The 16605-nt window shown below is 64.3% G+C and carries 13 protein-coding genes; 9 read left to right on the top strand and 4 right to left on the bottom strand.

Annotation, left to right across the window (positions count from 1 at the left end; genetic code table 11):
- Window positions 1-1343 (bottom strand): sigma 54-interacting transcriptional regulator (locus tag EG885_RS19150; RefSeq protein WP_131577809.1); only part of this gene is annotated, 1343 nt, incomplete at its 3' end.
- Between the two features lie 204 nt (window positions 1344-1547).
- Between EG885_RS19150 and EG885_RS19145 the strand changes: the two genes are divergently transcribed.
- From EG885_RS19145 to cynS, 5 genes are read left to right on the top strand one after another with little or no spacing between them, the layout of a single operon-like run.
- On the top strand, window positions 1548-2930 hold the full coding sequence (locus EG885_RS19145; protein WP_131577806.1) for a CmpA/NrtA family ABC transporter substrate-binding protein: 1383 nt from the start codon (window positions 1548-1550) through the stop codon (window positions 2928-2930).
- Window positions 2927-3763: a nitrate ABC transporter permease gene (gene ntrB, locus EG885_RS19140; RefSeq protein ID WP_131577803.1), complete on the top strand. Its 837-nt coding sequence runs from the start codon at window positions 2927-2929 to the stop codon at window positions 3761-3763. The genes EG885_RS19145 and ntrB overlap by 4 nt, the downstream gene beginning before the upstream one ends.
- Before the next feature lie 13 nt (window positions 3764-3776).
- Window positions 3777-4649, top strand: coding sequence for an ABC transporter ATP-binding protein (locus EG885_RS19135; protein ID WP_131577800.1), 873 nt, complete (start codon window positions 3777-3779; stop codon window positions 4647-4649).
- Entirely contained in the window at window positions 4646-5110 is a 465-nt protein-coding gene (locus tag EG885_RS19130; protein WP_131577797.1) for a nuclear transport factor 2 family protein, read from the top strand. Before EG885_RS19135 ends, EG885_RS19130 begins: the two co-directional genes overlap by 4 nt.
- Before the next feature lie 24 nt (window positions 5111-5134).
- On the top strand, window positions 5135-5605 hold the full coding sequence (gene cynS, locus EG885_RS19125; protein WP_207392336.1) for a cyanase: 471 nt from the start codon (window positions 5135-5137) through the stop codon (window positions 5603-5605).
- Window positions 5606-5881: 276 nt separating this feature from the next.
- Here cynS and EG885_RS19120 read toward each other — a convergent pair whose 3' ends face one another.
- Both EG885_RS19120 and EG885_RS19115 read right to left on the bottom strand, forming a co-directional pair.
- Window positions 5882-6916 (bottom strand): peptidoglycan-binding domain-containing protein, encoded by a 1035-nt coding sequence (locus tag EG885_RS19120; protein WP_165571215.1) that lies wholly within the window; start codon window positions 6914-6916, stop codon window positions 5882-5884.
- 564 nt (window positions 6917-7480) lie between these two features.
- Window positions 7481-8131, bottom strand: a complete 651-nt coding sequence (locus EG885_RS19115) for a DUF1007 family protein (RefSeq protein ID WP_165571214.1) — start codon at window positions 8129-8131, stop codon at window positions 7481-7483.
- Between the two features lie 175 nt (window positions 8132-8306).
- Between EG885_RS19115 and EG885_RS19110 the strand changes: the two genes are divergently transcribed.
- Window positions 8307-9041: a pseudouridine synthase gene (locus tag EG885_RS19110; RefSeq protein ID WP_165571213.1), complete on the top strand. Its 735-nt coding sequence runs from the start codon at window positions 8307-8309 to the stop codon at window positions 9039-9041.
- A gap of 605 nt (window positions 9042-9646) precedes the next feature.
- On the opposite strand, the gene EG885_RS19105 is transcribed toward EG885_RS19110, so the two are convergent.
- Window positions 9647-12208, bottom strand: coding sequence for a GcvT family protein (locus EG885_RS19105; protein WP_131577788.1), 2562 nt, complete (start codon window positions 12206-12208; stop codon window positions 9647-9649).
- Between the two features lie 324 nt (window positions 12209-12532).
- On the opposite strand from EG885_RS19105, the gene EG885_RS19100 reads away from it, so the two are divergent.
- The 3 genes from EG885_RS19100 to EG885_RS22850 all read left to right on the top strand — a co-directional run bounded on the left by EG885_RS19100 (window position 12533) and on the right by EG885_RS22850 (window position 16526).
- A complete protein-coding gene (locus tag EG885_RS19100; RefSeq protein ID WP_131577786.1) occupies window positions 12533-13570 on the top strand; it encodes a GlxA family transcriptional regulator in 1038 nt (345 codons plus the stop codon).
- 287 nt (window positions 13571-13857) lie between these two features.
- Window positions 13858-15792, top strand: coding sequence for a TonB-dependent receptor domain-containing protein (locus EG885_RS19095; RefSeq protein WP_131577784.1), 1935 nt, complete (start codon window positions 13858-13860; stop codon window positions 15790-15792).
- Window positions 15793-16388: 596 nt separating this feature from the next.
- Window positions 16389-16526 carry a hypothetical protein gene (locus tag EG885_RS22850; protein ID WP_165571212.1) on the top strand — a complete coding sequence of 46 codons (138 nt, stop codon included), beginning with the start codon at window positions 16389-16391 and terminating at the stop codon, window positions 16524-16526.
- Window positions 16527-16605 lie beyond the last annotated feature (79 nt).

Raw genomic sequence — 16605 nt, 5'->3', positions numbered from 1 at the left:
GTCAGGGCCGTGATGATGCGGATATCCAGCGGCCGGGCGCGCAGATCGCCAAGCCGCGTGACCTGCGCCGTCTGCAGCGCATGCAGCAGCCGGCCTTGCAGTTCGGGCGGCATTTCGGCCAGATCGTCCAGAAACAGGGTGCCGCCATGGGCCAGTTCCAGCTTGCCGGGACGGTCGCGCTGCGTGCCCAACTGGTGGCTGCGCATCTGGCCGAACAGCTCGGCCTCGATCGCGTCCGGGGCGTGGGCGCTGCATTTGAAGGTGATCAGCGGACGGCGATGGCGGGGGCTGTCCTTGTGGATGGCGGTCGCGACCAGCGCCTTGCCGGTGCCCGCCTCGCCGGTGATCATCACCGGCGCATCGGTCGGCGCGACCAGCGCGATGCGGGTCAGCACCTGCCGGGTGGCCCCCGATCCGCCGATGATGTCGTGGTGCGCGCGTTCGCTGGTGATCGCCTCCTGCAGATAGGCATTTTCCTGTTCCAGCCGGTCGCGCAGCGCATCGACCTGTTCCAGCGCCTCGTGCAGGCGGCGTTCGGCCTCGTAGCGTTCGGTGATGTCGCGAAAGATCACCACGGCCCCGGCCAGAACCTTGTGATCATAGATCGGCGTCGAGACATATTCGACCCGGATCGGACGGCCATCCTTGCGCCAGAACACCTCGTTCTCGATCCGGTGGATCTGTTCGAACCGAAAGCTGCGATAGATGGGGCAGTCATGGGCGGGATAGAAATCGCCGTTCAGATGGTGATGATGGATCACCGAATGAATGTCGCGGCCCAGCAGGTCGGCGGCGGTCCAGCCCAGCATTTCCTGCGCCGCGCGGTTCAGGAATGTCGTCTTGCCCTCGGCATTGACGCCATAGATTCCCTCTCCGGCGGCATTCAGGATCAGCTGGTTCTGGCGTTCCAGTTCCGCAAAGAAGGTCTGGGCGCGCTTCCATTCCATCAGGCCCGACCGGAATGTCTGCGCGGCCTCGGTCGCCTCGGCCCGCAATTCCAGTTCGGTCAGGTCCAGCAGGGTCAGCAGCAGTTGATCGGGACGCCCGGCCAGCGGACGCGCCCGCAATTCAAGCTGCAACGGGCGGCCATGACAGTCCGACAGCGCGATGTCGCGGCTCCAGGCCTGTCCGCGATGGGCCACCTCATCGGCAAAGACCACCAGCTTGGGCAGCGCCGCCCCCAGCAGGCTGGAAAAGCGGATGGTGACCGGATCGGGCAGGGCGAGCAGGCGGATGGCCGCCTCGTTCGCCCAGGCAATGCGGTCGCGCCCGGTATCCAGCACCAACGCGGCCAGCGGCAGGCTGTCCAGCGGTGAATCGGTCGAGGGGATCTGTTCGCGCATCGGCGATATTCTGCCGTCTGCGGCGACGAATAACCATACGAATAATCGTAAATTACGAATTATCATAAAAATTGGCGCGCGGAAAGACGCACTATGCCATTGAAATTAATGATAATAAATCCACATACGTTTTTCAGCAGCAGGGGTTTTGTCCCGCATGCTCTGCCGCAAAACTGGACCCAACCAATCTGGATGAGGTCCGACATGACGATCAAGGCTTTGGGCGATCCCTTTTCGGCACAGACCGACCTGCGCCATGGGGCGGGCTGCGCCTGCCGCGGCTGCGCCAGCATTGCGGAAACCGCGCCCCAATCCGCCCCGATGTCGTCCGAGGCGATGATCGGACGCGCCGTCGAAAGCGCCATCGTGCGGTCAATGTTCGGCCACAGCGATCTGTCGCGGCGGTCCTTCATGGGAATGCTGGGCGGCGGCACGATGGCTGCCGCGCTGGCCTCGGTCCTGCCGCTGGATCAGGCCAAGGCGGCGGTGATGGATGCGTTGGGACCGCTGGAAAAGACCGATCTGAACATCGGCTTCGTGCCGATCACCTGCGCCACCCCGATCATCATGGCCGAACCGATGGGCTTTTATTCGCGCTATGGGCTGAACGTGTCGGTGATCAAGACGGCGGGCTGGGCGGTGGCGCGCGACAAGTCGCTGTCGGGCGAATATGATGCCAGCCACATGCTGACGCCGATGCCCCTGGCGATGACCATGGGGGCGGGGTCCACGCCGCAACCCTTCATCATGCCGGCGGTCGAGAACATCAACGGTCAGGCGATCGTGCTGTCGAATGATCATCTGGACAAGCGCGATCCCAAATCGTGGAAGGGCCTGACCTTTGGCGTGCCCTTCGAATATTCGATGCACAATTTCCTGCTGCGGTACTATGTGGCCGAACATGGGCTGGACCCCGACCGCGACATCCAGATCCGCGTGGTGCCGCCGCCGGATATGGTGGCGAACCTGCGGGCGGGCAATCTGGACGGATTCCTGTCACCCGACCCCTTCAACCAGCGCGCCGTATGGGAGGGGATCGGCTTTATCCATCTGCTGACCAAAGACCTGTGGGAGTGTCATCCCTGCTGCGCCTTTGCCGCCCCCGCGCGTTTCGCGACCGAGATGCCCAACACCTATGGCGCGTTGCTGCGCGCGATCATCGATGCCACGCAATATGCCAGCGATCCGGCCAACCGCACGGAAATCGCCGCCGCCATCGCGCCCGCCAATTACCTGAACCAGCCCGTCCCGGTGATCGAACAGGTGCTGACGGGCACGTTTGCCGATGGTCTGGGCGAGGTGCGCCAGGTGCCCGACCGCATCGATTTCGACCCCTTCCCGTGGCAGTCGATGGGCGTCTGGATCCTGACTCAGATGAAGCGATGGGGCTATGTCGAGGGCGATGTGGATTATCGCGGCATTGCCGAACAGGTCTATCTGGCCTCGGACGCGCGCAAGGTGATGGCCGAACTGGGCTATGAGGCGCCTGCCGACAATTACCGGACCCATGACATCATGGGCAAGACTTTCGATCCCGCCGACCCCGAGGGGTATCTGGCCAGCTTTGCCATCGGTCGCGGCGCATGAACGGGACATGGTCCGAAAACAGCCGCGCCGCGCTTTTGTCGGTGCTGATCCTCGCCACGCTTCTGCTGGCCTGGGAACTGGCGATCCCCGCCCAGCAGCTGGCGACCGAGATGACGGAATACGAACGCCTGATGGGGGCCGGATCGGCACGGGCGGGCATTCCCGCACCCTCGCAGGTCGCCACCAAGGCGTGGGAACAGCTCAGCAATCCATTCTATGATGCGGGGCCGAACGACAAGGGGATCGGCATCCAGATCGCCTATTCTCTTGGCCGGGTGCTGACCGGATACGGGATGGCCGCGATCATCGCGATTCCGCTTGGGTTTCTGATCGGCATGTCGCCGGTCGCCTACAAGGCGCTGAACCCGTTCATTCAGGTGCTGCGCCCGATCTCTCCTCTCGCATGGATGCCGCTGGCGCTGTTCGTCATTCAGGACAGCGAGGCCAGCGCGATCTTTGTCATCTTCATCTGCTCGATCTGGCCGATGCTGCTGAACACCGCCTTTGGGGTGTCGGGCGTGCGCGCCGATTGGGTCAATGTCGCCCGCACCCACGAACTGGGGTCTTTGCGCACCGCGCTGACCGTGATCCTGCCTGCCGCAGCCCCCACGATCATCACCGGCATGCGCATTTCCATCGGCATCGCCTGGCTGGTCATCGTCGCGGCCGAGATGTTGGTCGGTGGCACCGGCATCGGATATTACGTCTGGAACGAATGGAACAATCTGGATCTGGCCTCGGTCATTTTCTCGATCCTGCTGATCGGCATCACCGGCATGCTGCTGGACAGCGTCTTTGCCGTCCTGCAGCGCCGCCTGACCTATGCCGAATGAAAAAGGACATCCCATGACCAAATCCTTCGTCAGCGTCGAGCGTCTGTCGCAGCGCTTCCCCGACGGCAAGGGCGGCCAGACGACCGTCTTCGAGAATGCCAGCTTCGGCATCGACAAGGGCGAATTCGTCGTCATTCTGGGCCATTCCGGCTGTGGCAAATCGACGATCATGAACATTCTGGCCGGACTGGCCCAACCCACATCCGGCGTGGTCACGATGGACGGGACCGAGATCAGCGGCCCCAGTCTGGACCGGGGCGTCGTCTTTCAGAACTATTCGCTGCTGCCCTGGCTGACGGCGCTTGGCAATGTCCGCTTCGGGGTCCGCGCCCGCCACCCCGACTGGACCCGCGCGAAGATCGACGAGGTCTCGACCGAATATCTGTCGATGGTCGGCCTGACCGGCGATCAGATCAACCGCAAGCCCAGCCAGCTGTCGGGGGGCATGCGCCAGCGCGTGTCCATCGCACGCGCCTTTGCCAACCACCCCAAGCTGTTGTTGCTGGACGAGCCCTTCGGCGCGCTGGACGCGCTGACGCGGGGCACCATTCAGGACGAGCTGCTGAAGATCTGGGGCGGCACGAACCAGACCGTGTTCATGATCACCCATGACATCGACGAGGCGATCCTGTTGGCCGACCGCATCCTGCTGATGACCAACGGCCCCTTTGCCCGCGTGGCGGAATCGGTGCAGATCACCATTCCTCGCCCCCGCGCAAGGACGGAAATCGTCGATCACCCCAACTATTATGCGATCCGCAACCATCTGGTGCAGTTTCTGGGCAATCGCTCGAAAGAGCTGTCGGGACAGGCGCCGGACGGTGCCGCCCAAAGTCCCCGGACCGTCCGCATCGACATGACGGCGATCCGGGCGGCGGCGGAATGACGCGCCCTCCGCTGCCGCCGTTTTCCGGCGATGATGCCATCACCAAGGCCCGCATGGCCGAGGATGCGTGGAACAGCCGCGACCCCGACCGGGTGGCGCTGGCCTATACGCCCGACACGGTCTGGCGGAACCGCTGCGACTTTCTGCAGGGCCGCGATCAGGTGCGGGCCTTTCTGACCCGCAAATGGCAGCGCGAACGGGATTACCGTCTGATCAAGCAGGTCTGGAGCCACGGCGCCGACCGGATCGCGGTGCGGTTCTGTTATGAATGGCACGACGCCGCGGGCCAGTGGTTTCGCAGCTATGGCAACGAAAACTGGCAGTTCGACGCAACGGGCCTGATGGCCGTGCGCCATGCCTCGATCAACGATCTGACGATCGCGTCCGGCGACCGCCTGTTCCACTGGCCCCAAGGCCCGCGTCCGCCCGATCATCCGGGCCTGTCGGACCTTGGCCTGTAACCCCGCTTTGACAAGGAGAGACCCATGAAAGACCAGACCCAGATGACCGCCGCCCTGACCCGAGAGGATGTGACCGCCCTGATCCTGACTGCGAAAAAGGCAGGCCGCCTGACATGGGAGGGGATCGCCGAGACGATCGGCATGTCCCCCGTCTTCACCCATTCCGCCTGCATGGGCATGAACGCCTTTCCCTCGGACAAGGCGCAGGCGCTGGTCGCGGCGCTGGATCTGCCCGCCGAGGCTGCCGATCTGCTGTCCGAACCGCCCACCAAGATCTGGAGCCAGGCGGTGCCCACCGATCCCTGCATCTATCGCCTGTACGAGATCGTCGGCGTCTATGGCCCGACCATCAAGGCCCTGATCGAAGAGAAATTCGGCACCGGCATCATGTCCGCCATCGATTTCGAGATGAGCCTGTCGCGCGAGGCCAATCCCAAGGGCGACCGCGTCAAGCTGGAGATGTCGGGGAAATATCTGGGCTATAACGCCTGGTAGGGTATCCTTGCGCCCATGGTCGCGGCCTTTCGGGATGGGGCGGGCGCGATGTCCGCTGCTGATCGCGCAACCGTGGCCACCGGCATCAATCGCCATCGATTGCCTGCCATCGGGACGGCTTTCACGCAGCACTCGTCGGTCGGGGCGGCATGGATTATCGCCCTGACCGGCCGCACCGTCCGGGGCAGGGGCCACGGCCACGGCCACGGTCGCCTGACGGTGCGCCCGGACCCGCGAACAGGGCGTGGCGTCATCGCCCGCCCTGTCGCCCATGTGCTAGATCCGCGCTTGCCGCTGCAGCGTCCTGACCTGTTCCGCGGTCAGATAGCCGCTTTCTGCCGCGCCATTATCGCCCTGCCAGCGGCGAATGGCATTGCGGGTCGCCGATCCGAAAACACCGTCCGCGCCCCCGGTCAGATAGCCCAGCCCGATCAGCCGTTGCTGGACCCCGGTCCGCTCGGCTCTGGTCAGCCCCAGCAGGTCTTCATCGATCGCCGCCGCCGGGCGGTCCACCGACCCGGTTCCGCGCGCATCGGCAGCGGCCTGCAGCGACCGGACCTGAGCCGCGGTGACATAGCCCGTCGCGCGCTGACCGTTGCTTTGCTGCCAGCCCCGGATGGCGTCGCGCGTGCCCATGCCGAACAGCCCATCCGCCCCCTTGGGATCATAACCCAGGGCTATCAGGTTGCGCTGGATCTGCACGCGCGCGTTTCGCGTCAGCCCCAGATCAAGCTCGGCCTGCGCGGGCGATGCGGCAGAGTTGTCGGGCCCGGGTGCCGGGGCAGGGGCCGCCTGATTGGCACCCAGCAGCCTGCGCGATTGATTGGCGTTCAGATACCCCTTGCCCGGAAGCTGCCGCGAGGCCTGCCAGGCCGCAATCGCCCGCCGCGTTCCCGCGCCAAAAACACCATCGATGCCCGAATTATAGAAATCCAGCGCGGCCAGCCTTCGCTGGATGGCCACCCGGTCGGCCCGCGTCAGACCAAGCCGGGCTTCGGCTTGCGCGGCGGTCCCTTGACCGGTGGTATTGCCCGGCGCGCTGCCCTGTTCCAGATCCGACAGCCGCTGCCGCGCCTCGCGTGCATGCACGCCTTGGGGATAGGTGTTCAGATATTGGCGATAGGCCGCCGCCGTGCCGTTATCGACAACCCCGTCCCACAGCGCCGCATCCTGGGCGACCTGCTGCTGCTCCATCAGGGACCGCGCGATGGTGCCGACCATCTCGCCCAGATCCGGGTCTGCCCAAGCGGCATTGCCCCCCAGTGCGACCCCGCTGGCAAGCATCGCAGACAAACAAAGACGTCGCACCATCTTATCCTCCCCCTTGATCATCACGAACCGCGCGGCTGATGCCGCATCATTCGTCATGCCGGACCCGGAAAGCCGGGTTTCCCGTTTCCAAAGAGATTGATACCTGAAATATCGCGCAATGCATCCGTGGAACGGGTCGGATAAACGAGATGTGTCCGGATGTGTCGGGGCGAGGTTAAGGCTGGACGAGGGGGCACTGGGGTGACATTTGGACAGAATAATCTGTCTTATGTAACGAAATTCGCAGCGGTCCGAACGCGACGTCCGGTCGCGCAGATGGGCACTGTCCGGTTGATCTGCCGGGCGGGCTGCAAGGCAGCGCGATCCTTCGACCCAAGACCATCGCGCCTGCCTTTGGTGCCCTGCATCCGTCCGTGCTGCACGCTGTCCAGCATCGTCCCGAACAGCCGGAGCCTGTAAGAACCCCGGCACAGACCGACCGGACCAGCCGCATTGCCAGACCGCATGCGACAGGTCGGCAGAACAGATGACCGCCGGTCCGGAACCCCTGTGGCCGAAGACAGGCACCAACAGAACGACGGATCGTGACGGGCATGCCCCCTGTCAGCGCCCGCAGCTGACGGCGATGCTGTCGGCACCGACCGCGCCGATATCGACCTGCACATCGTCTGGCCCGGCACGGTCCAGCTCTTGCGCCAGTGCCGCCCGCAGGGTGGCGGCATAGGCGTCATCCTGTCCGCGTGTCTGTCCCGATTGCAGCGAGGCCTGGCATCCGGCGCGGCCCTGAATGACGACCTGCGACGGCATCGCGAAATCCACATAATAGGTCGGGTCATAGACCCGGACAAAGACCGGCCCATCGCCCGCCACCGGCGGGCTTAGCGCATGACGGCGCCGGGTTACCATGCGGTTCCCCTGCCACTGTGTCGACAGATGGCGCGGCTGCGCAAGAACGGCAGGCCCATCCGGCGGCTCTACCGTCAGCCTGCCGCCGTTCAGCGGATCCCAATTGGCATCCAGCCCCCGCAGCGCGGCCATCTGGCCCGGATCGACAGTGCCCTCGACCCCCGCCTCGGTCAGCATCAGCAGCGAATACAGCTCATCATAGGCCCAGACCTCGTCAATACCCGCCAGCCGTCCCTGCGCGTCATAGCGCAGCGTCAGCGAGACATCGACAAAGACATGCGGATGTGCCAGCGCTGCGCAGGGTAAAACGGCACAGATCACGGCGGCCAGACGGAAGGCATGAAGCATTTGCGTGACATCCGATGCGGGTCTTTCACCCCACCCTGCGCCATCCCGCGCTGCGGGACAAATCACCATCGTGCCAGCCATAGGCCGTCCCAGATCGATCCGCGCGCGGGTTCGGACCAGACCATCGCCAATCATATCGACGAGGCCTGTCAGGCTGCGAAAGGGATCAAAAGCCGTGCCTGAAATTCCAACGTCCCGCATCGACAGGCTGTTGTCCTCCATGGGCTATGGCTCGCGCACCGAAATCGCCCGACTGGCCAAAGCGGGCCGGATCACTCTGGACGCTGCCAGACTTTTCGACGTCACCAAACGCGTGCCTCTCACGTCGGATCTGCCGGTTCGCATGTCGATCGACGGCCGGGCGCTCGACCCGCTTGCGGGCATGGTCATTCTGCTGAACAAACCTTTGGGTATGACCTGCTCGCACAAAGAGGACGGCCCCCTCGTCTATGACCTGTTGCCCGCGCGCTGGAAACGGCGCGATCCGATGATCTCGACAATCGGCCGTCTGGACAAGCAGACCTCGGGCCTCTTGCTGCTGACGGATGATGGTGGCCTGCTGCACCGGATCATCAGCCCCAAACGAGAGGTCAGGAAAACCTATCGCGTGACGCTGGCCCGCCCGCTGGACGGCAGCGAAGGCAGGGTGTTTGCCTCGGGGCATCTGCGGCTGGAAAGCGACGACAAGCCGCTGGCCCCCGCCGCGCTGGAGGTCGTCTCGCACACCGAGGCCCTGCTGACCGTGACCGAGGGCCGCTACCATCAGGTTCGCCGCATGTTCGCGGCCACGGGCAATCATGTCGAGGATCTGCACCGAGAGCGTCTTGGGGGTCTGTCTTTGCCGGACAACTTGGCGCCCGGTCAGTGGAGGCTGCTGACCGAGGAAGAGATCGGCCTGATCTTGACTTGAGGCCGAGGAAGCCCCGATCGGCCCGTCGTCTTCTTGTGGCACGATCTGGACCATGTGCTGGCCGGGATGCCTGACGCGCGAGATGAAGGCCAGTCGGGGGGGCGTGACGGCGGGCGAGGTCCGAACCCTCCCCTCCGGCAACTGACCCCGGCCCGGACCTCAGGCGTGACCATGCCGCGCCGGTTCGATGGGCAGGCAGGGATATAACCCTTTTCGATCTTGCCGTCGCTGATGGCGCGGTTGTGACCCTTAGGCCCGTCGCCAAAGACCTTGCGAATGCGGCAGCCCAAAGAAAGGGCTACGCCCGCCACCCGAGCCGCTGCCGGCACCCTGTTGCCGGTCCTGCAGTCATGGGCGATGCCCTCATCCCGAAAGACCGGTTGGGCCGTCCCGGTCAAACCCTCGGCGGTCCTGCCGTTGTCCACCTGCGGGGTGATGCCCGCATCGGCGGCGCCAAAGCGTTTCTGATGGTCGCGGACCCTGTCGACGCCCGGACCGGCCCGCGCATGGCGCAGCGTCTGGCAGGCTGGCCGGGCAAGGCGCCAGCGCAACCGCCACGGGCGGTCGCGCTGGCAGATGAACCGACCCGATGCAGGGCAGACAGGTCAGCTGCGCGGTTTGAGGTTTTGCGGATCGTATAGCGGCTTATAGCCGACGCCCGCCACCTCAACAGGATAAACCTCGTCGAAATAGCTCACCTGCAGCCTGCGGCCTTCCTGACAATAGTCCCAAGGCAGATAGGCCAGCGCGATATTCCTGCCGACCGTCGGACCATAGGCGACCGAGGTGGTATAGGACCGGCGCCCCAGATCGTCGATCAGCACCTTTCCGGTCTCGGGGTCCATGACCGGCAGGGTGCCCACCGGAAAGCGCGCCACGCCGTCCTTGTCGATATTGTCGGTCATGACCAGCGTGCACAGCATCGCCGGCTGGTTGGCGCGTTCGCGGTATTCCTGATGTTTCGCCTTGCCGACGAAATCCGCATCCTTGATCTTGGGGCGCGACAGGTCGGCCTCGTACAGGTTGTATTGGGTCAGCAGATCCGCATTCTGCAGGCGCAGCGATTTTTCCAGACGGCGCGAATTGGCATAGGTTTCGACCCCCACGGCCATGACCCCCGCGTCGCGCAGCGCATCCCACACCGCCAGCCCGTCGGCATAGGGCATGTGCAGTTCCCACCCCTGTTCCCCGACATAAGAGATGCGGAAGGCGGTGACGGTCCTGCCCGCGATCCGGATGGGGCGAATGGCCGCAAAGGGGAAGACATCGGCGTCCAGCGCATCGGGTTCGGCCACGATCTTCTTCAGGTTTTCACGGGCGTTCGGACCCCAGATGCCGATGGTGGTATAATCCTCGGTCACATCGGTGATGGTGACGTCGAAACCCTTGTCCTGCGCCACGCGGCGCATGTACATCAGATCGCGCGGCCCGGCATCGGCGCCGTTCACCAACCGGCAGCGGTCGGCCATGCGGAAGACGGTAAAGTCGGCCCGGACCATCCCCTGCTGGTCCAGCATGTGGGTATAGATGCCCTTGCCGATATTGGCATCCCCGCCGATCTTGGCCGCGCACAGCCATTCCAACAGCGCCACATGGTCCGGCCCGGCAATGTCTGTCATGTGAAAATGCGACAGGTTGATGATGCCGCAATCGCTGCTCATTTCCAGTTGCTCGGCATTGGACACGCGCCAGAAATGACGGCTGTCCCATTCGTTCAGGCGCTCGGGCACCTGACCTGCGTATTTTTCCAACAGATGCTCGTTGGCGCCATAGCCATGGGCGCGTTCCCAGCCCCCAAGCTCCATGAAGTACCCCCCCAATTCGACCTCGCGGGCGTGAAAGGGCGACCGGCGGATGCCGCGGCCATTGCCGAAGGGCTCTCGCGGGTGAACCGGGGGGTTATAGATCTTGGCGGCGGTTTCCTGACAGCGCCCGGAAATGAAATCCTCGGTCAGCTGGAAGTCGTTGAAGCGCGCATAATCGATGGCGTGATGGTCGATATCGGTGCGGCCCTTGGTCATCCAGTCGGCGATCAGCTTGCCCATGCCGGGGCCGTCCTTGACCCAGATCGCCACGGCATACCACAGGCCCCGCAGCTTGCGGCTTTCGCCCATCGACGGGCCACCATCGGTCGTGGTCTGCAGCAGCCCGTTGAACGAATGGCTTTCGTTGAAACCCAGTTCCGCCAGAATCGGCGTCAGCTCCATCGCGCGTTCCAGGGGCTCGATCACGTCATCCAGCACCAGATCGCGCTGCGAGGGCGACAGGCGCGCCTGATGCTTTTCCAGCAGATCGCGCGGGTGAACCATTCGCACGTCTTTTTCATAGTAATAGCCCCATTCGATCTGGCCACCCTCGGTCGTGTTCGGATCGCCCGTATCGCGCAGATAGGCCGAGTTGCCCTGATCGCGCAGCAGCGGGCGCCCGATCTCCAGCCCGGTTCCGGCGAATTCGTCATAGGGGCCGAAAAAGGTCAGAGGGTGATCGACCGGCATCACCGGCAGATCCTCGCCCGCCATCTCGGCGATCAGGCGGCCCCACAGGCCCGCACAGACCACGACATGATCGGCCATGATCGTGCCGCGCGAGGTGCGCACGCCGGTGATGCGGCCATTCTCGTGCAGCAGTTCCAGCGCCGGGGTGTTGGCAAAGATCTTCAGCTTGCCGTCATTCACGCCCATGTCCACCAGCTTGCCCGCCACGGTCTGAGAGCGGGGCACCACAAGGCCCGCGTCGGGATCCCACAAGGCGCCCTGGATCTGGTCTTCCTCCAGCAGGGGGAATTTCGCCTTGGCCTCGGCGGCCGAGATGATGCTGACATTGGTGCCGAAGGCCCGGCCGCTGTCGACGCGGCGCCTCAGTTCGGCCATGCGGGCGCCGTCGCCCACGCGCGCGACCTCCAGCCCGCCGATACGCTTGTAATTGCCCAGCTTTTCATAAAAATCCATGGAATACATGGTGGTCCAGCACGACAGCAGGTCATGGCTGGTCGCATAGCAGAAATCCGAGGCATGCGCGGTCGATCCGATATCCGTGGGGATGCCCGACTTGTCGATGCCGACGATATCGTCCCAGCCATTCTCGATAAGGTGATGCGCGACCGATGCACCGACGATGCCACCAAGGCCGACGATGACGACACGGGCGCGTTGCGGGAATGAAGACATCTGATTGATCCTTGAGGCTGGAAGGGTACGGCCAAGCCGCTGGTCTGTTACAGTTTTGGCAGTTTCAGGCAATAAAATCGACATCCGAGCGATCCGCCCTGGCGCGAAGGATCGCGTGGTGATCGACGACCCGGGTCACCGGAATGGTCATGACGGTTCCCCTTGTTGGACAGCCCTTCGGCGGGCGGCCGGATAGATGCGTCGCATGATGCGGCGATTGGCCCCGACAATGCCCGTTCGCGCGCCCCCCCGACAGGATATTTGCGTCATCGCAGGATAAGGGCTACGACACGAAACATCCCTATCCCGTTCCGCATGGCCCCGATGTCCCCGCTGCCCGCCCCTGCCAACCCGTCCGTGACACCTGCGTCCGGGACACGCCCGCTGCGCCGCCGACAAGGCAGCGCCCGCCTGTCCGTCGGCTTCATTCTGGCGCGCCACTTTACCTTATGCGCATTCGCCAATTTCGTGGACGTGCTTCGCCTTGCTGCGGACGAGGGCGATCGCAGCCGTCCGATCCTGTGCAACTGGACGGTGCTGTCGGAAAGCAGCGACCCCGTCACCTCCAGCTGCGGGATCAGCGTCCAGCCCAAGGAACGGTTCGGCGACCCGGCCCGCTTTGATTACATCGTCGTGATCGGCGGCCTGATGGAGGAAGAGGCCCTGTTGCCCCCCGCCTGTCACCGGTTCCTGCACGAGGCTGCGGCGGCGGGCGTGCCGCTGGTGGGCGTCTGCACAGGGGCGTTCCTGTTGCATCAGGCGGGGCTTTTGCAGGGCTATCGCTGTTGCGTCAGCTGGTTTCACCATGCTGATTTTCTGGACCGGTTCGAGGGATTGGACCCGGTGACCGACCAGATCTTTGTCGTCGACCGCGACCGGCTGACCTGTTCGGGGGGCGCCAGTTCGGCCCATCTGGCTGCCTATCTGGTGAACAAGCATGTCGGTCCCGCGCAGGCCAGCAAAAGCCTGCATATCATGATCATCGACGAGGCGTTGCAGGCCGACAAGCCGCAACCCGGCATCACGATGGATTTCAAGACCCGCGACCCGATGGTGCTTCGGGCGCTGCTGATGATGCAGCAGAACATGGAACAGCCGCTGACCGTAGCCGATATTGCGCGGCGTATCGGTCACGGCAAACGCCAGCTTGAACGCCATTTTCAGGCGGCGGTGGGAACCTCGCCGCAGGCGGCTTTTCTGGACATGCGCCTGTCGCTGGCCCATCATCTGATCGTCACCGGGAACCGGCCCATCTTGCAGATCGCGCTGGAATGCGGGTTCTGCGATTCCTCGCATCTCAGTCGGATGTTTCGCCGCAGGTACGGCCAGACACCGCAGGCCGTCCGCGTGACACGCGTCTGACAGGACCGGATGTCAGCGCCGTTGGCTGACGCGGCCAGGCCGATCACCCGGACCGGGACGATCTTGCCGGCGCCCTGAATGCGACGATGATTGCCGGGCACCGGTCGCCTGCCAAGCCGGGACCGCGTTTTCGCTGCCCGACAGTGCGTGACGGTGTGGTGATATCGGGCGGCGCGGCGGATGCGTGTTTGGGGTTAACAAGGGCGTGAACATTGCCTAAAAGACCTCATTGCCAGCCCGGCCCGCAGCCACAGCCAGCGTCAGACCCCGTCCCGGAGGAGACACTGATGCCCGCGAACCGTATGGCTGCCCTGCTGCTTGGCACGGCCCTTTTTCCCACGATCGCCCTGTCCCAGACCGTTGTTCTGGACCCGATCACCCTGACCAGCGACAGCGCCCAGCCCGGCCAGATCGCCGCATCCCCCGAGCAGATCGAGGATGCCCGCACCGGATCGCTGGAAGACGTCTTTCGCGCCGAACCAAGCGTGTCGGTCAGCAGCGGCATCGCCATTTCCGAACGCGTCTTCGTCAATGGTGTGGACGAGACGCAGCTGGCCGTCAGCGTCGATGGCGCGGCGCAGAACAACCGCATGTTCCACCACACGGGCACCAACATGATCGACCCCGGCCTGCTGAAGGCCGCACGCGTCGATCCGGGCGTGGCCCCGGCGGATGCGGGTTTCGGCGCACTGGCCGGGTCCATCGCCTACGAGACGAAATCGGCGCTGGACCTCTTGGAGGACGGGCGCGATTTCGGCGGACGCGCCACGCTTGGCTATACCGATAACGGCAAGACCGCGACCGGCGCGCTGACGCTGTTCGGGCGTCAGGGGCCCATCGATGCGCTGGTCTATGCCAAGCGCGCCACCGGCGAGGCCTATGATGACGGCAATGGCCGCACCCTGCCCTTCACCGGCGCCGATCTGAACAGCTATGCGCTGAAACTGGGCGCCGAATTCGGCGAATGGCGGGCGGAACTGGGCGCGATCAGCTTTCAGGACGAATCGCTGCGGCCCTACAGGCCGAACTTTGGTGGCCAGTCCGAGCCGCGCCTTTACGCAATGGACCAGCAGACCCAGACCCTGCGCCTGACCCGCAAGGCCGCGGATGGGATGTTCAACCCGGAAATCCAGCTGTCCAGATCGGATTACCAACTGGACACGCAAGATCTGCCCCGGCCCGATGGGCGCCAGGCCGCCTTCAACAACGGCGATGCCGAGACGGTCACCTTCACGGCCAAGAATACCATGACCCTGGGGACGACCGAACTGAGCTTTGGCGTCGATCATCAGGATTCGGATGCCCGCTATGACGGGCTTTACTACGACCGGGCCGATATCGAGCAAACCTTTGCAATCTTCAGTGAAAGCCGCAAGAACACCGGGATCTTCGCGCAGGCGCGGGGCGCGCAGGGGGCCTTCGATTACAGTGCGGGCCTGCGCTATGACTGGAACCGGTTCACCGGCGCAGGGGGGCAGGATCTGGACAGCGACGGCGGCAGCGTCAACGCCGCCGTGACCTGGCACGCGACCGACGCGCTCAGCGTGAATGCTGGCATGTCCTCGGTTTTCGGGGGAACGCAGTTGTCCAGCGTCTATGACATGGATTTTCCGCTGCTGGAGCCCGATGCCTATGACGCATTGCGGCCGACGCGGGCGCGCAACCTGCTGCTGGGCGTCGAATGGACGCGGGGCGGCACGACGCTTGGGGCCGAGGCGTTCCGCACCACCATCGGCAACCTGCGCAAGGGCCTGATCTCGCGCGAACTGGAAAGCGAGGGGTTCCGCATCTCGGCCCGGCAGGACTGGCAGGGCGGTTTCGCCGCGCTGCGTTACAGCGACACCGATGTGACCTTGGATGGCGAGGGCGCGGGCAGCTATGATCTGCGCGACATCGGCACCATTCCCGGCGCGATGCTGGTGCTGGAGGCGCGGCACGAAATCCAGACGGGCCTGTCTGTCGGCGGCATCGTGCAGCATGCCATCAAGGAAAAACATGATGGTCCCGATACCGACCGCGACTGGCCCAGCTATACGGTCGTGGATGTGTTCGCCGAATACGAACCGGCGGCCTATCGCAATCTGACCCTGCGGGCCGAGGTGAACAACCTGTTCGATCGCGCCTATGCCGACCGGGCGACCTATGGAGCCGATTACTCGTCGCTGGATCAGCAACTGGAACCGGGACGCAGCATCGCGATCACCGCCGATCTGCGGTTCTAAGGCACGGGATCGATCCGACATGACCGCCGCCCGTGCCTCGAGGCACAGGCGGCGCTTGCCTTCGATGTCAGCGACGGGGCCGCGCGGGGAAAGGGCCGCGAAGTCCGCAGAACCATCCCGATGGTTTTATCCTGTCAGGTCAGCATCGAATAGTGTTTCAGCACGGCGTCGCCACAAACCGGCACCCGAGAAATCCAGATCGCCGCGGAAAACCCCATGCCGCCCGGAACGCCGATCAACGCCTGCACCCCGCCTCCAACGCGATGCCCTCAGACCTCACGCCCGGCATGAGGCCGATAGCCGTCGTCAGGGTCTGATGCAGACGGGACGCGATCGGGGCGCGGCCGGATCTGTCTGCCTGTCATCGGATTGCTCGCTCCGTCTGGCGCATGGGCTGGGTCGACGCGGCGGCAGGGGGACGGACCTGCCCCTTCGACACCCGCGACCGATAGAAAAGCATTCTCTTTCGCGGGGACTTTTTAGACTCGCAATACACGATAAACATTGTAGTGTTATGTGAGTATAAAGAGGCGATCGCAGCGGCCCCCACGGCCCGGACCCGGTCGCCGGAACCGCAGACAAGACCGGAGGACCACATGTTCGACATCCACACAGAAGCCTATCTGCGTCGCAACCAGTCCATGACCGACCGCGAAAGCGCCTTTCCGATCCTGCCCGCAGCCATCGCCGCCAGCCTGATCCTGTGGGTCGCGGTGCTGCTGCACACGCTCTGATCGGGTTCTTTTCCCGCGTCCGCCCCGTCGTTCCGATCCCTCAGGTTCCGACAAGGAGACCCGCCATGAAGATCGACCC

Source organism: Paracoccus nototheniae (assembly GCF_004335005.1).
GTDB lineage: Bacteria > Pseudomonadota > Alphaproteobacteria > Rhodobacterales > Rhodobacteraceae > Paracoccus > Paracoccus nototheniae.
Note: the sequence above shows the minus strand (reverse complement) of the source record. Positions and strands in the feature narration are given on the sequence as shown.